Origin of the sequence: Cytobacillus oceanisediminis 2691 (assembly GCF_000294775.2) — a bacterium.
Taxonomy (GTDB): domain Bacteria; phylum Bacillota; class Bacilli; order Bacillales; family Cytobacillaceae; genus Cytobacillus; species Cytobacillus pseudoceanisediminis.
Map to the genome: position 1 here is coordinate 5140123 of NZ_CP015506.1, position 18907 is coordinate 5159029.

Sequence of the window (18907 nt, forward strand, 5' to 3'; positions counted from 1 at the left end):
CCCGTACGCTTCGTACGGGATTTCTTTTATCATTACCTTTCAATTACAAACATAATTTCAGCTTCCATCGCCACTTCGCCCTCTACAGTCGCAACGGCTTTTCCTTTTCCGATTCCCCTGCGGACGGAGAGCAGTTCGACTTCCATGATGAGTGTATCGCCCGGCCGCACCTGGCGTTTCCAGCGGCATTTCTCCACACCGGCAAAAAAGGCAAGCTTTCCTTTATATTCATCCAGTGACAGCAGGGCAACAGCACCTGTCTGTGCACAGGCTTCAAGTGTCAGGCATCCTGGAAATACATTGTAATTCGGGAAATGCCCATTGAACACTTCCTCGTTGGCACTTACATTCTTTTTGCCGACAGCTCTTTTTCCAGGCTCAAGCTCTTCAATGGAATCCACAAACAGAAATGGGTATCGGTGAGGGATTATTTCTTTAATTTCTTCAACATTCAATTTCATATGTATCGCTCCCCTGCAGTATTTAGTACCAGATACTAATAATAGCTTATATTTATTTTACTAAAAAAATGGGCGAACGCAAAGTGGAAACAAAAAAGAAGGGCATCATCGCCCTCCTCTTCATTTTCTATTCTTTTTCAACTAACTCCACAATATGCATCCATGTGGACTTTGTAAAAATATCCTTTACTTCCCCGCCGCCGATGACTCCATACCCGACCGCGGCTCCGGCCGTAACGCTCAGGAAAATTAAAAGCACGACAATAATAATCCGAAGCCAGATCGGAATGAGGCGAATGCGAACCCGCCCTTTACGCGGTGATTCTTCTTTGCTGTGTTCTTTTTTCAGTTGTTCACGCGTCTTGACTGCTTCTTGATTACTGTTGTTTACTGACATTTTATTTCCCCTTTTACCTAACGTATTCCGTTGATCAGCCCCATCATTTGATCAGCCATGGAGACAGATCTTGACTGAAACTGATATGCCCGCTGCAGGTTGATCAAATCTGTCATTTCCTTAGACATATCCACATTGGATTGTTCAAGGGAACCCTGGGCCATTCCTATCTGGCCGCGGAGCGCACCATTCAGCTCTGTATAGATCCCCTCGCCGTCAACTCCATCAGGAAGGCCAAGAAGATTATCCCCTTTTTGCTCCAGGAATTGAGGCTTGTTAATCAGAACCACTCCAAGATTGAATTCCTGGATGGAACCATTGGCTGCTTCTGCCAAAAAGCTCCCTGTTTCGGTCACTTTAAAATTTTTAGCTTGTCCATTTATTATAATCGAATTATTATTTTCATCAAGAACAGGAAGTCCGTCACCTGTTACAAGCATGGTCTCATTATCTGAAACCGGTGTTAAATAAAAGGCGCCTGTTCTGGTAAAACGCACAGCTGCTCCCTCTTCGGTCTGCTCGAGCACACGGAAATACTGCCCTTCTTTTGTGAAGGCTAGATCAAGCGGCCGTTCGGTTGCCTTTAAGGCACCCTGCTTCATGACAATTTGGGATTGCGCGAGCTTTGCCCCTACACCTTGCCTGATGCCTGCAGGTGTTAGTCTTGCGGTCTCCGCATTCGGATTCCGCTGATTATTGAACTGCTGAAAAAGCAAATCGGTAAAATTGGCTTCTCTTCTTTTATAGCCCGCTGTATCAATGTTGGCCACATTATGACTGACAATATCCATCTGCTTCTGCAGCTGTGCCAGAGTATTCGTTGCTGTGATCATGGTTCTATTCATTGTTCTTCCCCCTTAGCGGGTCTGCCGCAGGACATTACCCGATCCGCCCGATTTCATTTGCGGCTTTCTCCATACTGCGGTCATAAGCCTGCAGGACCTTTTGGTTTGCTTCAAAAGAGCGATAGGCGGTCATCATATCTGTCATCGTCCGGGAAGCATCTACATTGGAACGCTCCAAATAGCCCTGCTGCAGCTTGAATTGGACATTCTGTGCATTATAGGCATTCTCAAGGACGCTTTCTTCTGTCACTGCAAACAGTCCGTCACCCTCTTTACGCAGGCTTTCAGGGTTTTGTGCATACATAATGCCCAGTCTCGCTGTTTCACCCGCTTCACCTGTTATCACACCATCTTCACTCACTTTAAAGCGGTCACTGGAGAGCTGAATCCGTTCACCCGCATCATCCAGAATATATAATCCGCTCGCTGTCGTTAAATAACCTTCTCCATCAAGGGTAAAATTTCCATTCCTTGTATAGCGCTGCTCGCCATCAATACCTGCTGCTGTATAAAAGACAGACCCACTTAAGCCAGTATCCGGATTAACTGGAAGATTAAGATCAAGCAAGGCCAGGTCCGTATTCAGGCCTGTTTCCTTCATATCTCCCTGCATGAAGGATGGCAGTGTCTCCTGCATATAGACCCCTGAATTCAGGCTGCCCACTTCCGGATTAAAAGGAAGATTAAGGCCTTTCTCGGTCGGAACTGTCTTCTGGCCAATTCGCTGCAAAAGCATCTCAGGAAAAGCCCTTAAGCTTGTCTGATCTGCTTTAAAACCTGGTGTATTGGCATTCGCCATATTATTCGTCAGCACTTCTGTCCTCCGCTGCTGCGCAAGCATCCCGGAAGCAGCCGTGTAGAAACCTCTAAACATCTTTAATCACCTCTAAATTGCAATTCCGAACATCTATTTACCTCTATTATAAGAAACTTTCCGACAATAAACATTAAAAATTTTGAAGAATTGAGTCAGATTTTGAAAAAAGCTGTACCTTTTTTTAATCGGCTGGAATAGGAGAAAGTTTACTAAAGATATATTCACTTATTGATATCGGTCAGATTTCATTTTTACCGGTCACATTTTTTATTTATCGGCCAATTTAGAATTTTATCGGTGAATTTCTAAATTTATTGGTCACTTTGCGCAAAAACAGCACTTGAGCTGTTCCCAAAAGAAAAACCCGCCAAAAAGACGGGTCCACAATTATACAAGCTTCTTCTTTGGAAGCTTATCAATATTATCAAGCATGATACCTGTTCCAACGGCTACGCAATCCATCGGGTTTTCTGCAATTAAAACAGGGACTTTCAGCTCTTCAGCCAGAAGCTGGTCAATTCCGTGAAGAAGGGCCCCGCCGCCTGTTAAAATAACCCCGCGGTCGATGATGTCTGCAGACAGTTCAGGCGGTGTGCGTTCAAGCACGCTTTTGGCAGCCTGTACGATGACATCAACAGATTCTGCCAGAGCACCCTGAACTTCTTCAGAGCGTACGGTAATCGTTCTCGGCAGACCTGAAACCATGTCACGGCCCCGGATTTCCATTTCCTCGCTTTTGCCGCCAGGAAATACGGTCCCGATTGTTACTTTAATATTTTCGGCAGTTCTTTCGCCGATTAGAAGCTTGTATTCTTTTTTGATATATTGAAGAATTTCGTTGTCAAATTTATCTCCGGCCATCTTAATAGAAGAAGACGTAACAATGTCTCCCATTGATAAAACCGCTACATCTGTTGTACCGCCGCCGATATCGACAACCATGTTTCCGCTCGGCTGGAAGATATCCATGCCTGCTCCGATTGCCGCAACTTTTGGTTCTTCTTCAAGATATATCTTTTTGCCGCCGCTTTTTTCAGCAGCTTCCCTAATCGCCTTCTGCTCAACACCTGTAACATTTGTCGGGCAGCAGATTAAAATGCGCGGCTTTGATAAGAAGCCTTTAACATTCAGTTTATTGATAAAGTGCTTCAGCATCGCTTCTGTCACATCAAAGTCGGCAATAACACCGTCTTTTAGCGGGCGGATTGCCACAATGTTCCCTGGTGTGCGTCCGACCATGCGGCGCGCCTCTTCCCCGACGGCCAGTACTTTGTTTGTATTTTTATCAATTGCCACTACAGATGGTTCATTCAGCACAATTCCGCGTCCTTTAACGTGGATTAGCACGTTGGCAGTTCCTAAATCAATCCCAATATCCCTAGCAAACATTTCTCTTTTTCCTCCTTGCAAAATGGCCAGCTTCTGTCCGCACCTTTGAAGGCTCTCTCTATTTAGGCATTCTTAAAGCGAACTTCGCTTATAAATTTTTAGTTAGATGTTCAAGTCATTATTCGCAACTGCAGTTTAAGCCACGCAAAAAAATCAGTTCTTTTTAAAAAGAAATGATTTTGCCCGGCGTTCTCATTAGGAGTCCTAGTCTTTACGAACCAAGTTCTATCCTAATTTTATATTTTAACACATTCCTTGTGAAAGCAGTAACATTTTGACAGATTTTGTGAGACTTTTTGAGGGTTTTTGTCGAAATGGGGAAATAGATGCAGGCGACTTAGGAAGGGGCTTAAATCCATATAGCAAAGCCTTGTTCAGGCCATGGAAACAGCTTATGATCTTTTAGCCCCCGGAGCCGCATGAAGGTCCATCATGTACAGCAAAACAAAAATTGCCATGATACTGCTAAAAACGGCAGTCTTTAGCCTTTGACGCCTTTATCAGCGCCTTTTGAATCTTTTCATTTAACTGGCTCTTCTTCCATTTCCTCTTTTTTGTATTTCATTTTTGTGGCTTCGCCGCCGCGCAGATGGCGGATCGATTTATGATAATCCAGGATTTCCTTTACTTCGTTTGCCAGTTCAGGATTGATTTCAGGTAGTCTTTCCGTCAAGTCTTTATGGACTGTACTTTTGGATACGCCAAACTCCTTCGCGATTACGCGAACCGTTTTTTTCGTCTCCACGATATACTTTCCAATCTTGATAGTTCTCTCTTTGATGTAATCGTGCACACCACTCGCCCTCCCCGATTTGGATGTGAGAAGTGTGAAATGAGACTCGCTTTCTGTCTGGTTTTTAACTGTATTCCGCATGGATTCATGATTAAAATGAGTTTAATCGTGCATGCGCCTGAAAGGCTTGCTTTCAGCTTGCGATAATTAAACATGTCCTCAACATATTCATTAGTTTTAGTAAAACGATCCCTCACCTCATACATTCTCTTTGTAAGGTTTGTAACAGTTTATTAGCTTGGTTGAGGTAATATGCACGAAAAACTCAATAGGGACAAGGTTTTGTGTAAATTTTTTGAAAATAGGACATCTGGAGGCCAAAAATCAGAAATGTTTTCAAAAAATCCTTTGGGGTATTTGAAAAATAAGCGGCCTAAAGACCAGTGAAGACTTTCCTAATTTTAATTGATTCATTAATAAAATCCAGTACTTTTACCGCATATCCATCAAAACCCTTCATTGCCGGATCATTCATTTCTATAGACATAAACAATTTCTTTAGAATCAGATAAATGCATAAATCTAGGAATTGCAGAGTGGATTGAACTATGTACATCATCGGAAACAAGGGTAAAGAGCCAGGAACTCCTCCCTATTGTGAACCGGATATTTTTACCGTACTATTTTTCTCGGAAAACAATTCATTTAATTGGTTATAAAACCATTATATTCCAAAGGATAGGATGAACATAGTATGCAAACACGCAAGGAAAGAATTCTAAACGATAAAAGAAAGAAGATAAAAGCAAGAGGAATGGCGGCAGCCAGCACTGTGTTCGCTGCAGTAATCGCATCAGCCGGTTTCAGCGTTTCATCAAAAGAAGCTCAGGCATTGACAGGCACCTACAAAGTGAAGCATGGAGATACATTATATAAAATCTCCAGGGAACATGATATGACTGTTAAAGAATTGAAAGCGGTTAACCATCTGAAGTCTGACACAATTCATCCAGGGCAATCACTGGAGGTTCGGACTGAGCGTCATACAGAAGAACCGTTCAATAATGAGACAGCTGTTTATACCGTGGTGCCGGGCGATACACTATGGGGAATCGCAAAGCGCTTCCGCATGAATGTCAATGAACTGAAAAGATTAAACAAGTTAAAAAGTGATATGGTACTCATTAATCAGAAATTGACCATTAAAGGGGATATTTCCAAAATAAAAGCAGTCATCACTGGTGCGGCAGACAATTTTACGGTGGAATTTAAAAATGGGGATGATTATTTCACACTGAAGGTACCTTATGGAACAGCACAAACCTATCAAAAAATGTCAGGAAAAGAAGTCCTGGTGGTTTATAAGGACGGTTCACTGATCGATATACAGTAAAGGCATGGAAAGCCGCATTCTGCCGGCTTTCCACTGGTTTAACCGCATCAATCATCCACTCACCAACATTCCAACCACTGTCATTAAAATAGGGATCTCATTTGACTGTCGGTTGCTTTAATCAATTCCCCCCAGGTTTTATGGCCCCTCTGCTGAAACTGAAAGAGCAATTCAACATATAGGTATGCGGTAGTTAAAGCATCCCCTACTGCACTATGGCGGTCATATATGCGGGTGCCGAATGCCATGGCATATCTCTCAAGGTCGCGCATATCATAGGACGGGGCGATAAAGCCAATCAAATCCAGCGTGTCAATAGTAAGGAAATTTTTCAAAGCAAGCTTTTCGCGTTTAAATTCACTTTTGATAGCAAGTGCATCAAAGCCTACATAATGGCCAACCAGGCATACCGCTTCCCTTGATTCAACATAATCAAAAAAGCTTAGAATGGCTTCCAATGCCTGCGGGGCATCTTTAACCAGCTCATCGGAAATAGAGGTTAATTCTCTTATTTCCCGAGAAATTTGTCGTTTTGGGTTAACATATGTCTGAAAAAGGTCCTTTTCCTGCACTTGAAATCCTTTTACAGGGACGGCACCAATCTCAATGATCCGGTCTGTTGCAGATACTTGAAATCCTGTTGTTTCAGTATCAAATACAATAAAACTCAGATCTTCAAGCGGCGTGGATAACGGAATATTCTCATACGTTAAGGAACACGTCACATTCTTTCTGAGAAAAAACATACCAGCCTCCTTCAGATCTATAGAGAGAATCTTGCGATTGCCTGGCTCTGCAGCTCCCTTAATGTCTTTAAGCTTAGAATCAATTCTTCTTTTTCGCGGGTAGACATTCTTGTAAATGATATAACGGAAGAGAAAGAGGCACCTGCTTTCTCCTGCTGCCATCGCTGGGTGACATACAATGTCATAATAGTACTTACCGCTTCCTTTAAATCGGATGCAAACTCCTTTGAGAACACCTGCTTCTCCTGCAGGAAATCTATTTTTTCCATTGGTGTGCCTGATAGTTTTCCATGTATAAGTGACAGGATCTGCAGACTATGATGATAGGGAAATAGAATATCTTTTTTCATATCGATGTTCTTTCGATGCAGCTTGAATAGGGATCGGATCGGCTGATCCAGGGCGGGTATGCCATGTTCCTTTTCCAGCTGTGCCAGCCGGTATAAAAAAATTCTGGACCGCTTAACCTGTTCAGCGGCCAGCGCTTCAAATTCCGCATGCAGCCCTTCACTCCCCGCAATTAGCCGATAGGAGAAGAAGTTTTGCGCTAATAATAAATGGTCATTTGTTGAATGGAGCATCCATGTTCGCAGCCTCTCTTCCCATACTGTCAATGAGCCGCGCCATTTCTGTTCACTGCACATCATGAGCCCTTTGCAGCGTGCATAGCCAGCTGCTTCCATATTAGAGGTGATTCTTTTTCCCAGCTCTTCAAAAAATGCCGTGGCTTCTTCTGAATGACTCTCATAAACGAGGAAATGATCCTGGTCTGTGAGCATGAACTGTTCTCCACGGCCGCTTGAGCCCATTTGATAGAAAACAAATTCGCAGGGCTGCTGTAAACCTTTTTCTCTCAGTTCAGAAATAGATAGAGCTATAATCCTTGCTGCCAGACGATCGTATAGCTTTGTAATAATTTCAAGCATTTTTAATATGGGAACACGATCACTTATTAAAGAATCAATAATGTCATAGATGCCCGTTTTGATTTGCGGAAGATTGTCCCGGTCGGCTTTTTCAATTTGTCGAACAGTCTTCATCACATTCTCGTTTTTCTTTCTCAGCAAATCTGATAGCGTCACAATCCCTACCACCTTAGAATCTTCCTTGACAGGCAGGTGTTTGACACCCTTAAACAGAATCAGTGAAAGGGCCTCATAATAATACGCAAACCTTGATATCGTGACTGGATTTTCTGTCATAATGGTTCTTGCCTGAGCAGATAAATCAGCACCTGCAGCAGCTACCCGTTCCACTATGTCTCTTTCCGTAATAATCCCTAACAAGCAATCATTCTCTGCAACGAGGATCGAACTTATTTTCCTATTATGCATTAATTTAGCGGCCTCCTGAATGGATGCGTCCGGACTGACTGCAGCCGCCTCAGTACTCATGACATCCTGAACCCGGATTATGAATGGGTCATTTTCTCCATGATCTGTCGCGAGTTTTACCTGTTCTGCAAGAGAAGCGTAAACATCTTTCAATCTGATGACTACCTGTGTCAGCAAGTAATCATGAACAGCAGGGTCATCCCATCTTTTTCTCACCACTTCAAACGGAATGAACATCGCCCTTACCTCGCTGGAGGCTTTGACTTCGACCATTGACTCTGTATCGATCTTTTTGGAAACTCCCAGGAAATCGGCGAGGCTGGAAAAACCAATCATTTCCCCTGCCTGGACTACTTCAAGTACTTCTTCCCGTCCATTATGTTCATTTTTTACCAATACCTCTGAAAGACCTTCTAAAAGGAGCAGAAGGCCTTCACGCGGTTTATCTTTTTTCAGGATAATTTCACTTTTCCCATAGCGGCGGACTTCACACAAAGATAGAAGTGAAAGGGCTGTGTCAAATTCCACCCCTTGAAAAAAGGGGTGAAACCGCACAGCCTCCAAATGGTATAGGTTATACAGATTTTGATCCATCATCGTTCATCCATACTTCACCATCTTTGTAGACCATTTGCTCCGGATAGCGAAGATCCATAACCTCCTCCTGAATTTTTTGCGAAGGGGCAGCTGTCATGAGAGAAACAATGATATTAGCTGCAAATGCTGCAGCGGCACCAAACACACCAGCACCTGTATCAATGATACCCAGGATGGTGAAGCCGCCATATTTAGCTGCAAAGATGTAAGCCAAAGTTACACCTAATCCGACCAGCAAGCCGGCAATAACCCCCTGTGAGTTTGAACGCTTCCACCAGACCCCCAGAACAAGCGCAGGGAAGAATGTTCCGGTCGCGAGTGCGAATGCCCAGGCAACAATTTGCGTAATCGCTCCTGGAGGGTTAAGTGCGATTACACCTGCTAAAAGAGTGGCGATTACAATGGACCAGCGAGCAACAGAAAGACGTGTCTTTTCAGTTGAATTCGGTTTTAGCACCCGGTAAAAAATATCATGGGCAAAGGCAGAAGATATCGCAATCATCAAACCGCCGGCTGTTGATAATGCAGCAGCCATTGCCCCAGCCGCCACAAGACCGATGACAAACATGCCAAGATTGGCAATTTCAGGTGTCGCCATAACGACTATATCGTTCGAGATAATGAGTTCATTCCATTGCAGTACCCCATCGCCATTGCCATCAGCTACTTGCAGCTTGCCTGTATCAACCCATGTCTTCGTCCAGGCAGGCAGTTCTGTAATTTTGCTGCCGGCAACCTGTGTCATTAAAATGAAACGGGAGAATGCAGAGTATGCAGGTGCAGATAGATAAAGCAAGCCGATGAACAGCAATGCCCATGCCCCAGACCAGCGGGCGGCCTTCATCGTTGATACCGTATAGAAACGGACAATTACGTGCGGAAGACCGGCTGTACCAGCCATCAGTGTAAACATAAGAGCCAGGAACTGCCACTTTGTTCCATTTGTAAATGGTGCAAAATATTCAGAGATTCCAAGCTCCCGGTCGAGTTCACCCATTTTACCGACAAGCTCCCCATAAGAAAGCCATGGGGCCGGGTTTCCTGTAATTTGAAGGGACATGAAAACGACTGGAATGATATATGCGATAATCAAAATGACATACTGAGCAACCTGCGTCCAAGTAATCCCCTTCATGCCGCCGAATGCAGCATAAAAGGCAATAAGAACGACACCGATCATGGTTCCAAGCTTCGCATCAATTTCAAACAGGCGGCCAATAACCACTCCTGAACCGGAAAGCTGGCCAATCGAATAAGTGAAGCTGATAATGATCGTACAAAGGGCTGCAATCACACGGGCTGTGTGGCTGTCAAACCGGTCACCGATGAATTCAGGAACCGTGTAGCGGCCGTATTTCCTCAGCTGTGGTGCCAAAAGGAAGGTTAAGAGCAGATATCCGCCCGTCCAGCCCATAATATAGGCAAGACCGTCATAGCCCAGGAGCATGATCGTTCCCGCCATCCCGATAAAGGAAGCGGCACTCATCCAGTCGGCGCCTATCGCCATTCCATTAAAGACTGGCGGCACCCCGCGGCCGGCAACATAGAACTCCGATGTTTCTTTTGCCTTATTATAAATGGCTATTCCAATATATAAAGCAAATGTAGCTAAAATAATGGATAATGAGACCAAAAATTGTGTATCCAAAGACATCCCCCTTTATTCCGTAAAAAATTTATATGACGCCCCTTTTTTCTCTATTTATAGCGGCGGCTTGAACAGCCGCTCATTTTTCATTAATTAATGATCAAGAACTTTCCCTGAGCTGATCTGTTCATTTTTGTTTTCATCAATTCCATATTTCCGGTCAATGGCATCCCCCATTTTGGCATTAACGAACAGCAGAATGATAAAGGTCAGGACCGCGCCCTGTGCGCCCATGAAGTAATGGAATGGAAATCCGTTAATCGAAATATCGCTTAATGGTTCTGCAAAAAAGACCACGCCAAAAGAGGCAAGAAATCCAATAGCAAAATAAATGATCATGTTCCGAGTCTTTTCGCGGAAATAACTGTCTGCTACTTTTTTATCAATTTTTTTCAAAACTCCACCCCCGGTAAAAATGATAAATTCGCACTCTTGATTCTGATTAACAGACTTTATTGTCAGGAATCACTCCTTTATCGGTTATCTGCAGCTGAATCGCCGCTATTTCACCGGATCCGTTATCCGGACCCGGACAAAACCATTACCTTAAACTGAAAATAAATTTGACTGTATCCATGAAAGGTGCGGGAACAAGAATGATTTGAACGAGGAAGTAAGCAAAGATTGATAGAAATGGAACTGCCAGGAAGATTGGTCTTTTCTTTCTTAAAGCTAGAAAAAGGCAGATACCTGTAATAATCATCATAGACATTAACGTAAGCAATTTGGTTCCCTCCTTTTTAGAAAGCGCTGTCATTTTTTGCCGCTTTCTGCTTTAAGTTTTAAAATAGTTATTTTCTGACTTCATTTAATTTTAAGAAAATTCATACTTCATTATGTACAAAAATCATTTCCAGGTCAAGTACATGCTGGAAATATATTAAATTTTTTTAAAAGAACCAACTGCTCCCATTGATACTTAAGGGTTTTTGTCCGCAAGTATGGATGGCGGAGGCTTTAGGGCATTAGAGGAAAACACTATAGTGATAATAAAAACTTCGAAAAAAAAGAGCCTGTCCGGCTCTTTAATCCAATTCTTTGATGATAAGAGTAATTGCCTCCAGCAAATCTGAATCAGACCAGCTTGCCATGCCTTTTTTGCTGGCAGCTGCCAGCTCGTGGGAAGCAGGAATATGCACAAAACCCGCCGGTACTTCAGTGTTTGCGGATTTTAGCAGATGAAGCACAGAGTACATAACGTTATTGCATAAATAAGTCCCCGCTGAGTTCGAGATGGCAGAAGGATATCCCGCTTCTTTAAGCCTATTAACCATCCGGCGGATTGGAAGCGTTGAAAAATAGCCATCGGGACCATTTTCCTCTATCAGTTTGTCTTCAGGGGCGACTCCGCTATTATCCGGCTCCCCGTCCTGGCAATTGATCGCGATTCTTTCAGGTGTGATGGCTGTACGGCCAGCTGCCAGTCCAAGAGAAATCACTGCATCCGGTTTTTTCGCCATTACTTCCTCTGCTATTTCCTTAGGGGCGAGATTAAAATCCACCGGCAAAAGGTGCCCCATAATTTCATAGTCTCCAACAGCTTTGCCATCCAATGCATGTACAATCTTTTCCGTCGGATTGATTGGAAAATCAAGAAAAGGTTCAAATCCGGTTAATAGAAGCTTCTTCATATTTCTCCCCCTGTATAACTCTTCGTTTTCCGAAATATTATACAGGACAATGGCAGAATTGTCTAAAAAATGTTGATTCGACAAAAATCGGGTGGTACCTGTCAAAAGAAAAGCGGAAGCGCCTTGCCCACCCCCTACAAATCGAGGGGGCAGGCTCCTTGCACTAGACAGTTATCAAACTTCAGGATTCATACATTCTGTCAAAAAAAGAGCCCGCCATTTCGGCAGACTCCCTATCATTATGCGTCAGTTGATTCAGTTGCAGTGTCTTCCTCAACTTGGTCGTCAGTTTGACCTTCGTCTTCAGAAGTTCCAGCTGGATCTTCTTCTGTATCAGCAGACTCGTCTTCTTCCGTATTTCCGGCATTTTCATCCGCAGGTTCTTCAGCAGAACCTTCGTCTTCCGTTTTGCCAGACTCTTCAGCTGACTTGTCCTCAGAAGGAGCAGCTTCGTCGTTTCCTTCAGTTGCACCGCTGTTTTCTTCAGCATTAGCTTTGTCAGTTGTGTCTAACTCCTGTAAAGAGCTAAGCGGCTTATTGAAGTAATCAAGCGGATTGACCGGCATTCCGTCTTTACGGATTTCAAAGTGTACATGTACGCCTGCTTCTTCATTAAACAAGCTTTCGCCTGCCTTCGCAAGGGCATCACCTTGTTCTACCTGGTCGCCAACCTTAACATTCATCTCTGTAACAGATTGATATTGTGTTACAATTCCTTTGTCATGCTCCACTTCAATGACATTGCCCAAAAGTGAATCTTCTTCTACCTTAGTTACTTTTCCGCTTAATGCAGCAAGGACATCAAAAGTTTCTCCATCCTTTGTAGCGATATCAATACCTGTGTTCGGATGGTATGTGTTATTGTAAAATACTAGAGCAGCTTCCTGTTCTTCAGCCTTGCCGTCATAGTCATAGAATTGTTTTTGAATGACAGCTGAGTCTGGATCTTTGACAGGCATTACGAAGTTTTCCATTGCGCGGTTAACTTCCAATGCTGGCTCGTCGTACTTTTTGCCGGTAATATCAGTGGCTTCGTAATCGTAGCTGTCAGTGTCTGTAGCGTTGTCGCTTGTTTGATACCAAAGAACACCGGTTAGAATGATTGCTGCACTTGCAATGTAGATAGCTGGGAATGCCCACCGCTTCTTCATAAAGCGTTTAAAGCTGGAATCTTGAGAAGATCGTTTCTTTTCTTCCTCTCTCATTTATCATCACCTCAGCAATCAGTCTGAACAGATTGAGAGGATTATATACATTTCTCAAAAAAAATTTTTTGGGCTTATTTTTCGACAAAGGTTTTCGGATTATGCATGATTTGGGAAAAAAATTTATAAGGAGTTACTTATAGATGGTTAAGTGGATAATACGGGTGCTGCCTTTCCTTTATATGGCGCTTATTTGGGTCCTGTCCAGCATGCCGGCAGATGCAGTGGTGGAGCTGCCGGATCTGGCGGTGGACCGTTTTTTAAAAGAATCTATGCATCTGATTGAGTTTGGTATTTTGTATGTTCTTCTGGTTTTGGCTGCTTTAACAGTATTTAAGCTAACCCCGGGAGTAAATATTTTATTGGCCGTATTGGCTTGCTTTTACGGGATTCTCGATGAAATTCATCAATCGTTTGTACCTTATCGGTCTGCTACTGTGATTGACGCTGTCAAGGATATTACCGGTGTGCTGGTGTGCTGGTATTTGATCAGCCGGGCTCTTTTTTATGGGAAGTTTAAAAAGCTTGCTAATTTTCTTGGTTTTTTTAATAAAGCAAATTGAAAGAGCTGATTCAATGAATCAGCTCTTTTCCTTATTTCTTAGCCGTGACTTTCGTCAGCAGCTGGTCAGAAGCGGCAATTTCCACCCCTTTATAATAATGGGCAACGATTTCTTTGTAGCTCTTTCCTTCAACTGCCATGCCGTTTGCGCCGTATTGGCTCATGCCGACTCCATGGCCGTAGCCCTGGGTATTGATGATGATATTGTCTCCTTTGCGTTCCCAGGTAAAGTCTGTTGATTTCAGGCCAAGCTTCTCCCGGATGTCTTTACCGCTGACGACTTTTCCGTTAATATCCACTTTTGCGACCCGCTGGCCGGCTGTGCGTTCAGTTACGGTGCCAATCGTGCTATCATTAGGAAGCTGTACACCCAATTTCCTTTCAAAATCCTGGACTGTGAATACCTCTCTGCCGTTAAACTTTGGAGAATGCAGGTCCCATTTGCTTTCTACACTTTTTAAGTAAGGAACAGAATTTGGCCAGATAGCTTCGGAATTTTCCGTAAAGCCATTGCTTGTTGAAAAGAAGGAGGCTGTAATCGGTGAGCCGTCGAAAGTAAGAATCTGGCCTTGCGTTTCGGTAACGGCTTCTCTTACCTTTTCGATTTTCCACTTATAATCTTGTTTCCATTGCTGTCTCAATTCCTCATCACTTTTATAAACCTGATGGGTTACTGTATCGTAAACTAATGCCCCCTCAGGAAGTTCAACGCTATCTTTATTCATTAACTGCTTCACAATGAATGTCCTGGCTGCCAATGCCTGAGCCTTCAAAGCCTCCTCTTCAAACTCAGCCGGCATTTCCGATGCTACTACTCCGACGATATACTCTTCAAGCGGAACCGTCTCCAGCTTTTTCTGTGCAAGGCGGTAGACCCCTACCTCTATGGCTGGCCCTTGAGGAATTTCTGCCGCTGTCTCTTTTTTCGTCTCAGTCTTAAGCTCCTCGCCAAGTTTCCCGCTGACTTTTCCTTCTGTAAAGGGAATCACAAGCAGGGCGGGAACGATAAGCGTGACGGCAAACAACAGTGCGGCTAGTACGATGAAAGGTTTGAATTTTGTCATGTTTTAAGCCTCCATAGCAAATAAATAATTCGAACTCATTTCATGTTTATGGCTATGGACAAGCTATTATGACAACTTAATGAACCGGACTGCCATTTAACCAATTTATGCTTTACTGCCGCGGATAAATTCAATAAAAGCATTTGAGACGGAGAGATTCAGTGAACTTGCATTAAATACAAGCCATGTTTTCCGGTAAAGCGTTTCACCCTTTAAGTTCAATTCCCATGTGTTTAGATCTGTGCAGCCTTTAAGGCAAATTTCCGGCAGGATTCCATAACCCAGCCCATTCAGAACCATTTCACGGCATGTATCGATAATATCTACTTCCATTGTAATAGTAGGAGGATGGTTAAAGTTTTCCTTCCACCAAAGATCGATAATATTTTTTAAGGATGGATCGGTGTTATAATCTATTCTCGGCAGATATGGAAGCTGTTCTAAATCGATTTTATCGTTTGAAGCAAGGAAGATTCTCTCTTCATCTATTAAAATTTTTGGCCCCTTCCAATCATAAGGATCACGGACGATGCCAATATTCGCTTCTTCTTTATGAACCATTTGGATTACTTCATAGCTGAAGCCGGTTTTTAACTTCAGGTCTACCTGTGGATATTGAATTAGAAATGCAGCCAGTATTTCAGGCAATTTATATCTGGCATACGTTTGTGAGACTCCAAGCCTTAATGCTCCTCTTACCTCACCCTCCATGCTGCTGAGAAAATCCTTCGTTTCCCTTAGCTGATGAATCATCCTATTGGCATATTCCACTAAATATTCCCCTTCAGATGTAAAATCCACTCCTCTCTTTCTTCGTGATAGGATTTTTACAGCAAATTCTTTTTCCAGCTGCTGAATCCTGTACGTCAATGAAGGCTGCGAGATATACAACTGTTCCGCAGCTTTCGTAATATTCCGTTCTTTATGGATTGTCTGCAGGATGAGCCAATCTTTTTCGTCCATTTCCTCCTCCATTGAAATAGAAATTTTTAATCGTTAACAATAAAATATCAATATTTCATTTATTTTACCATTCCCCCTACAATAAAGTTATAAATAGTAAAAATTCGTCGGGAGGTACTTAAAATGGCTAAATATGATGTATTAGTGGTAGGAGCCGGCAATGCGGCACTATGTGCGGCGATTTCGGCAAAGGAGAATGGGGCAAGCGTCCTGATCCTTGAAAAAGGTCCTGAACATAAGCGCGGAGGCAATTCTTATTTTACAGATGGGGCCATCCGTTTTGCTTATAACGATTTAAGCGATATCAGAAGAATCATGCCCTCATTGACAGATGAAGAAGCCGGTAAAATTGTGATGCCGGAGTACAGTGATTCTGACTATTATAATGATTTAATGAGGGTGACTGAAGGCCAGAGCCATCCGGAGCTGGCAAATCAGCTTGTTTCTAAGTCTTACGAAACAATCGTTTGGATGAAAGAGCAGGGTGTCGAATTTGAACTGAATTATGATAATCAATCATTTAAAAAGGATGACAAAATTCACTTCTGGGGCGGCCTTCCTGTTAAAACTAAGGAAAAAGGAATTGGCTTAATGAAGGCACTTTTCCAGCGTGCTAAGGAAGCAGGGATTGACATATGGTATGAGGCCCAGGCAACAAAGTTATTAACCGAAGACAGCAGAATAACCGGCGCAGTCGTTCAGCAAAAAGAGAAAGAACTTATCGTAGAGGCAAACAGCGTCGTGCTTGCCTGCGGAAGCTTTGAAGCCAATAAAGAAATGCGCTCCAGGAATTTAGGACCTGAGTGGGAAGCAGCTGCTGTCCGGGGCACAGAATTCAATACAGGTGACGGAATCAATATGGCGATTGAGGCTGGAGCCGAAACATTTGGTGAATGGTCAGGATGCCACTCCATTGGTACAGACTATAATGTTCCAAAGGTCGGTGATTTCACAAAGCCAGGCGATATCTTCAAGAAGCATTCATACCCGCTTGGAATCATGCTAAATAAAGAGGGGTACCGCTTTGTGGATGAAGGCGCCGACTTCAGGAACTATACCTATGCAAAATATGGACGCGAAATTTTAAAACAGCCTGGACATGTTGCTTACCAGATCTTTGATAGCCAAGTGAGACCTCTTCTGCGCAAAGAATATAATCTGGAAGAAGCAACTGTTTATCAGGCAGACACGCTCCAGGAATTAGCGGAGCAGCTCCCTGTTGAAAAAGAACAGTTTTTAAAAACCATTCAAGAATATAATGATGCTGTTCAAGATGGTGATTATAATCCGTCTGTCAAAGATGGAAAATCAACATCAGGCATCACTCCTGAAAAAACGAACTGGGCACTGCGGGCTGAGAAAGGACCCTTCTATGCCTTCCCGGTTACATGCGGAATTACCTTTGCCTTTGGCGGACTACATGTTAACACCGATGGAGAAGTACTAAATAAAGAACAGACCCCAATTCCAGGGCTTTTTGCAGCAGGAGAGATGGTCGGCGGAATCTTTTATAAAAACTATCCAGGCGGATCAGGCTTAATGTCCGGTGCCGTTTATGGCAAAGTCGCCGGAACTCAGGCCGCCTCATTCGCAGTGAATCAATCCAAGGCTTCAATTAAATAACTATAATGGCGTGCTCAGTTAAGTGAGCACGCCATTTTTTCTTCAAAATTGAAGAAGAGACAGCCGTAAGTCGCCTCATCCCTGCCAATAAAATGCGAACGCTCCTAAAATAACCCCGATCCAAATCAAAAAGGAAACAGCACCCGCTTTAAGCAAATCTCTCTCACTAAAATGGCCATATGAATAACTGATTAAATGGACAGGCGATTGGGTGATAAAGAAGAAGCCTGGAATACCTGCCAAAAGCACGGCCTTCACCAGGTTCAGAGCTGGGAAGCCGCTTAATACATCCCCCAGTGAAATAACTAAAGGGAGCATAATGGCCAGGAAACCTAAGACATTCACAAACATGATTCTCATCAATGAAGTTAATAGAATTAAAATCAAAACAGTCATAAACGGAGTCTTCAGGGCAAGGATTGGGGTGAGATACTTAACCAGCAAATCGATGGTGCCTGTACTTAACAGCATCCCTGAGACCATGAGCGTGGAAGCAAAAAACAGAACGATATCCCAATTAATCGATTTTCTTGCCCGCTCCCATTCCCAGACTCCGATTCCCGGGAATATGGTCAGACAGGCGCCCAAAAGTCCAATGAGGGGAATTGAGTATCCATGTATGGTCTGCGTGATCCAAAGAGTAAGTGTAACGCCCATAATCGCAAGCATTTTCTTTTCTCTTGCACTGATGTTTCCCAATTCGCTGATTTTGGCTTCAAGCAGACACAGCAAATGCTCTTTGTTCATTTTCTCCGGCGGAAACATGATGATGAATGCCAGACCGAGCAGCACGGCAAAAATAGCGATTGGCACTCCAAAAGTAAGAGTCCATTGCAGATAATCAATATGATGGCCACTATCGGACAAAAGACTGTAAGCATAGATCGTTGAACTTGCTCCTGTAGCAACAAAAGCACCAGTAATCGGGATCAGATAGGTGATGCCGATGAACAAGGATTTCGCCAGATTGCTTGATTCGTCCATTGACTTTAAGCTTCTGATCAGACTATCAAATACGGAGGAAATAAGACTTGCTTTCCCGACATTGGACGGTACAAGGACCGATAAAATAAAGACAAGTAAAAATGAGATGAAGACAAGCACCTTGCCTGCACCGCGCGACCATTTCAAAATCACCAGGGAAAGCCTGTCGGCTAATCCAGTATCGATAAAGGCTCTTGAGATGATAAATGTAGAAACCAGCAGCCAGACAACATCAGAACTAATATATGCCAGCACCTCTTCATAAGTAAAAAAATGAAAGGAAAACATCAGCATGACTAGTAGTGAGCTGTAGGCCAGGGGAAATACGTTTCCCACCCATAATAGCTGGATGATCACAAGCGCGACGAGCGACTGTACTTTTATATTCCATTGCATCGGGAGGATAAAAAAGAAAAGATACAGCGCGATTGCTATAATCATTAGAAGTTTCTTTTTCATAATGTTTCTCCTTCGGCGTAAACAGGAAAATCCACCATTATTCTGGTGGACTTTCC

The 18907-nt window shown here is 43.3% G+C and carries 20 protein-coding genes; 3 read left to right on the plus strand and 17 right to left on the minus strand.

The annotated features are described in order from the left end of the window. Positions 1–32 precede the first annotated feature (32 nt). The 7 genes from fabZ to A361_RS30340 form a co-directional block, all read right to left on the minus strand. Complete coding sequence (gene fabZ / locus A361_RS25620; RefSeq protein WP_019380644.1) at positions 33–461, minus strand: 3-hydroxyacyl-ACP dehydratase FabZ; 429 nt, start codon at positions 459–461, stop codon at positions 33–35. Positions 462–588: 127 nt separating this feature from the next. Beyond that, positions 589–858, minus strand: a complete 270-nt coding sequence (locus A361_RS25625; RefSeq protein ID WP_009332169.1) for a DNA-directed RNA polymerase subunit beta — start codon at positions 856–858, stop codon at positions 589–591. A gap of 17 nt (positions 859–875) precedes the next feature. Then, entirely contained in the window at positions 876–1703 is an 828-nt protein-coding gene (locus A361_RS25630) for a flagellar hook-basal body protein (RefSeq protein WP_019380643.1), read from the minus strand. A 34-nt stretch (positions 1704–1737) separates the two neighbouring features. Then, a complete protein-coding gene (locus A361_RS25635; protein WP_019380642.1) occupies positions 1738–2577 on the minus strand; it encodes a flagellar hook-basal body protein in 840 nt (279 codons plus the stop codon). Positions 2578–2907: 330 nt separating this feature from the next. Continuing rightward, the gene (locus A361_RS25640) at positions 2908–3909 is read right to left on the minus strand and encodes a rod shape-determining protein (RefSeq protein ID WP_009332172.1); all 1002 of its coding nucleotides are present in this window, start codon (positions 3907–3909) and stop codon (positions 2908–2910) included. 520 nt (positions 3910–4429) lie between these two features. After that, positions 4430–4702: a sporulation transcriptional regulator SpoIIID gene (spoIIID, locus tag A361_RS25645; RefSeq protein WP_009332173.1), complete on the minus strand. Its 273-nt coding sequence runs from the start codon at positions 4700–4702 to the stop codon at positions 4430–4432. Positions 4703–5075: 373 nt separating this feature from the next. Further along, positions 5076–5261 (minus strand): hypothetical protein, encoded by a 186-nt coding sequence (locus A361_RS30340; protein ID WP_019380641.1) that lies wholly within the window; start codon positions 5259–5261, stop codon positions 5076–5078. Positions 5262–5396: 135 nt separating this feature from the next. Between A361_RS30340 and A361_RS25655 the strand changes: the two genes are divergently transcribed. Beyond that, a complete protein-coding gene (locus tag A361_RS25655) occupies positions 5397–6035 on the plus strand; it encodes a LysM peptidoglycan-binding domain-containing protein (RefSeq protein WP_019380640.1) in 639 nt (212 codons plus the stop codon). Between the two features lie 83 nt (positions 6036–6118). Here A361_RS25655 and A361_RS25660 read toward each other — a convergent pair whose 3' ends face one another. The 7 genes from A361_RS25660 to A361_RS25690 form a co-directional block, all read right to left on the minus strand. Continuing rightward, positions 6119–6781: a PolC-type DNA polymerase III gene (locus tag A361_RS25660; protein ID WP_019380639.1), complete on the minus strand. Its 663-nt coding sequence runs from the start codon at positions 6779–6781 to the stop codon at positions 6119–6121. 17 nt (positions 6782–6798) lie between these two features. Beyond that, on the minus strand, positions 6799–8709 hold the full coding sequence (locus A361_RS25665; RefSeq protein ID WP_019380638.1) for a DUF294 nucleotidyltransferase-like domain-containing protein: 1911 nt from the start codon (positions 8707–8709) through the stop codon (positions 6799–6801). After that, positions 8690–10360: a sodium:solute symporter family protein gene (locus A361_RS25670; RefSeq protein ID WP_019380637.1), complete on the minus strand. Its 1671-nt coding sequence runs from the start codon at positions 10358–10360 to the stop codon at positions 8690–8692. The genes A361_RS25665 and A361_RS25670 overlap by 20 nt, the downstream gene beginning before the upstream one ends. A 93-nt stretch (positions 10361–10453) precedes the next feature. Continuing rightward, positions 10454–10756, minus strand: coding sequence for a DUF4212 domain-containing protein (locus A361_RS25675; protein ID WP_019380636.1), 303 nt, complete (start codon positions 10754–10756; stop codon positions 10454–10456). A 145-nt stretch (positions 10757–10901) separates the two neighbouring features. Continuing rightward, positions 10902–11084, minus strand: a complete 183-nt coding sequence (locus A361_RS25680) for a hypothetical protein (RefSeq protein ID WP_009332179.1) — start codon at positions 11082–11084, stop codon at positions 10902–10904. Positions 11085–11385: 301 nt separating this feature from the next. Beyond that, positions 11386–11991, minus strand: coding sequence for a pyroglutamyl-peptidase I (locus tag A361_RS25685; protein WP_019380635.1), 606 nt, complete (start codon positions 11989–11991; stop codon positions 11386–11388). Between the two features lie 239 nt (positions 11992–12230). Further along, positions 12231–13196, minus strand: coding sequence for a M23 family metallopeptidase (locus A361_RS25690; protein ID WP_009332181.1), 966 nt, complete (start codon positions 13194–13196; stop codon positions 12231–12233). 143 nt (positions 13197–13339) lie between these two features. Between A361_RS25690 and A361_RS25695 the strand changes: the two genes are divergently transcribed. Continuing rightward, the gene (locus A361_RS25695) at positions 13340–13759 is read left to right on the plus strand and encodes a VanZ family protein (RefSeq protein ID WP_019380634.1); all 420 of its coding nucleotides are present in this window, start codon (positions 13340–13342) and stop codon (positions 13757–13759) included. A gap of 31 nt (positions 13760–13790) precedes the next feature. Here A361_RS25695 and spoIID read toward each other — a convergent pair whose 3' ends face one another. Together spoIID and A361_RS25705 are read right to left on the minus strand one after the other, a co-directional pair. Next, positions 13791–14822, minus strand: a complete 1032-nt coding sequence (gene spoIID, locus A361_RS25700) for a stage II sporulation protein D (protein ID WP_019380633.1) — start codon at positions 14820–14822, stop codon at positions 13791–13793. 105 nt (positions 14823–14927) lie between these two features. Continuing rightward, positions 14928–15785 carry a LysR family transcriptional regulator gene (locus A361_RS25705; RefSeq protein ID WP_019380632.1) on the minus strand — a complete coding sequence of 286 codons (858 nt, stop codon included), beginning with the start codon at positions 15783–15785 and terminating at the stop codon, positions 14928–14930. A gap of 123 nt (positions 15786–15908) precedes the next feature. On the opposite strand from A361_RS25705, the gene tcuA reads away from it, so the two are divergent. Next, positions 15909–17408 carry an FAD-dependent tricarballylate dehydrogenase TcuA gene (gene tcuA / locus A361_RS25710; RefSeq protein WP_019380631.1) on the plus strand — a complete coding sequence of 500 codons (1500 nt, stop codon included), beginning with the start codon at positions 15909–15911 and terminating at the stop codon, positions 17406–17408. Positions 17409–17483: 75 nt separating this feature from the next. On the opposite strand, the gene A361_RS25715 is transcribed toward tcuA, so the two are convergent. Continuing rightward, on the minus strand, positions 17484–18851 hold the full coding sequence (locus tag A361_RS25715; protein ID WP_019380630.1) for an SLC13 family permease: 1368 nt from the start codon (positions 18849–18851) through the stop codon (positions 17484–17486). Positions 18852–18907: the final 56 nt, after the last annotated feature.

Coding starts and splice junctions, on each gene's coding strand:
- A361_RS25665 (WP_019380638.1), bottom strand. CDS start 8,709: ATGGATCAAAATCTGTATAACCTATACCATTTGGAGGCTGTGCGGTTT.
- A361_RS25705 (WP_019380632.1), bottom strand. CDS start 15,785: ATGGACGAAAAAGATTGGCTCATCCTGCAGACAATCCATAAAGAACGG.
- A361_RS30340 (WP_019380641.1), bottom strand. CDS start 5,261: ATGATGTACATAGTTCAATCCACTCTGCAATTCCTAGATTTATGCATT.
- A361_RS25655 (WP_019380640.1), top strand. CDS start 5,397: ATGCAAACACGCAAGGAAAGAATTCTAAACGATAAAAGAAAGAAGATA.
- A361_RS25685 (WP_019380635.1), bottom strand. CDS start 11,991: ATGAAGAAGCTTCTATTAACCGGATTTGAACCTTTTCTTGATTTTCCA.
- fabZ (WP_019380644.1), bottom strand. CDS start 461: ATGAAATTGAATGTTGAAGAAATTAAAGAAATAATCCCTCACCGATAC.
- A361_RS25625 (WP_009332169.1), bottom strand. CDS start 858: ATGTCAGTAAACAACAGTAATCAAGAAGCAGTCAAGACGCGTGAACAA.
- A361_RS25690 (WP_009332181.1), bottom strand. CDS start 13,196: ATGAGAGAGGAAGAAAAGAAACGATCTTCTCAAGATTCCAGCTTTAAA.
- A361_RS25695 (WP_019380634.1), top strand. CDS start 13,340: ATGGTTAAGTGGATAATACGGGTGCTGCCTTTCCTTTATATGGCGCTT.
- A361_RS25635 (WP_019380642.1), bottom strand. CDS start 2,577: ATGTTTAGAGGTTTCTACACGGCTGCTTCCGGGATGCTTGCGCAGCAG.
- A361_RS25640 (WP_009332172.1), bottom strand. CDS start 3,909: ATGTTTGCTAGGGATATTGGGATTGATTTAGGAACTGCCAACGTGCTA.
- A361_RS25630 (WP_019380643.1), bottom strand. CDS start 1,703: ATGAATAGAACCATGATCACAGCAACGAATACTCTGGCACAGCTGCAG.
- A361_RS25660 (WP_019380639.1), bottom strand. CDS start 6,781: ATGTTTTTTCTCAGAAAGAATGTGACGTGTTCCTTAACGTATGAGAAT.
- spoIID (WP_019380633.1), bottom strand. CDS start 14,822: ATGACAAAATTCAAACCTTTCATCGTACTAGCCGCACTGTTGTTTGCC.
- tcuA (WP_019380631.1), top strand. CDS start 15,909: ATGGCTAAATATGATGTATTAGTGGTAGGAGCCGGCAATGCGGCACTA.
- A361_RS25715 (WP_019380630.1), bottom strand. CDS start 18,851: ATGAAAAAGAAACTTCTAATGATTATAGCAATCGCGCTGTATCTTTTC.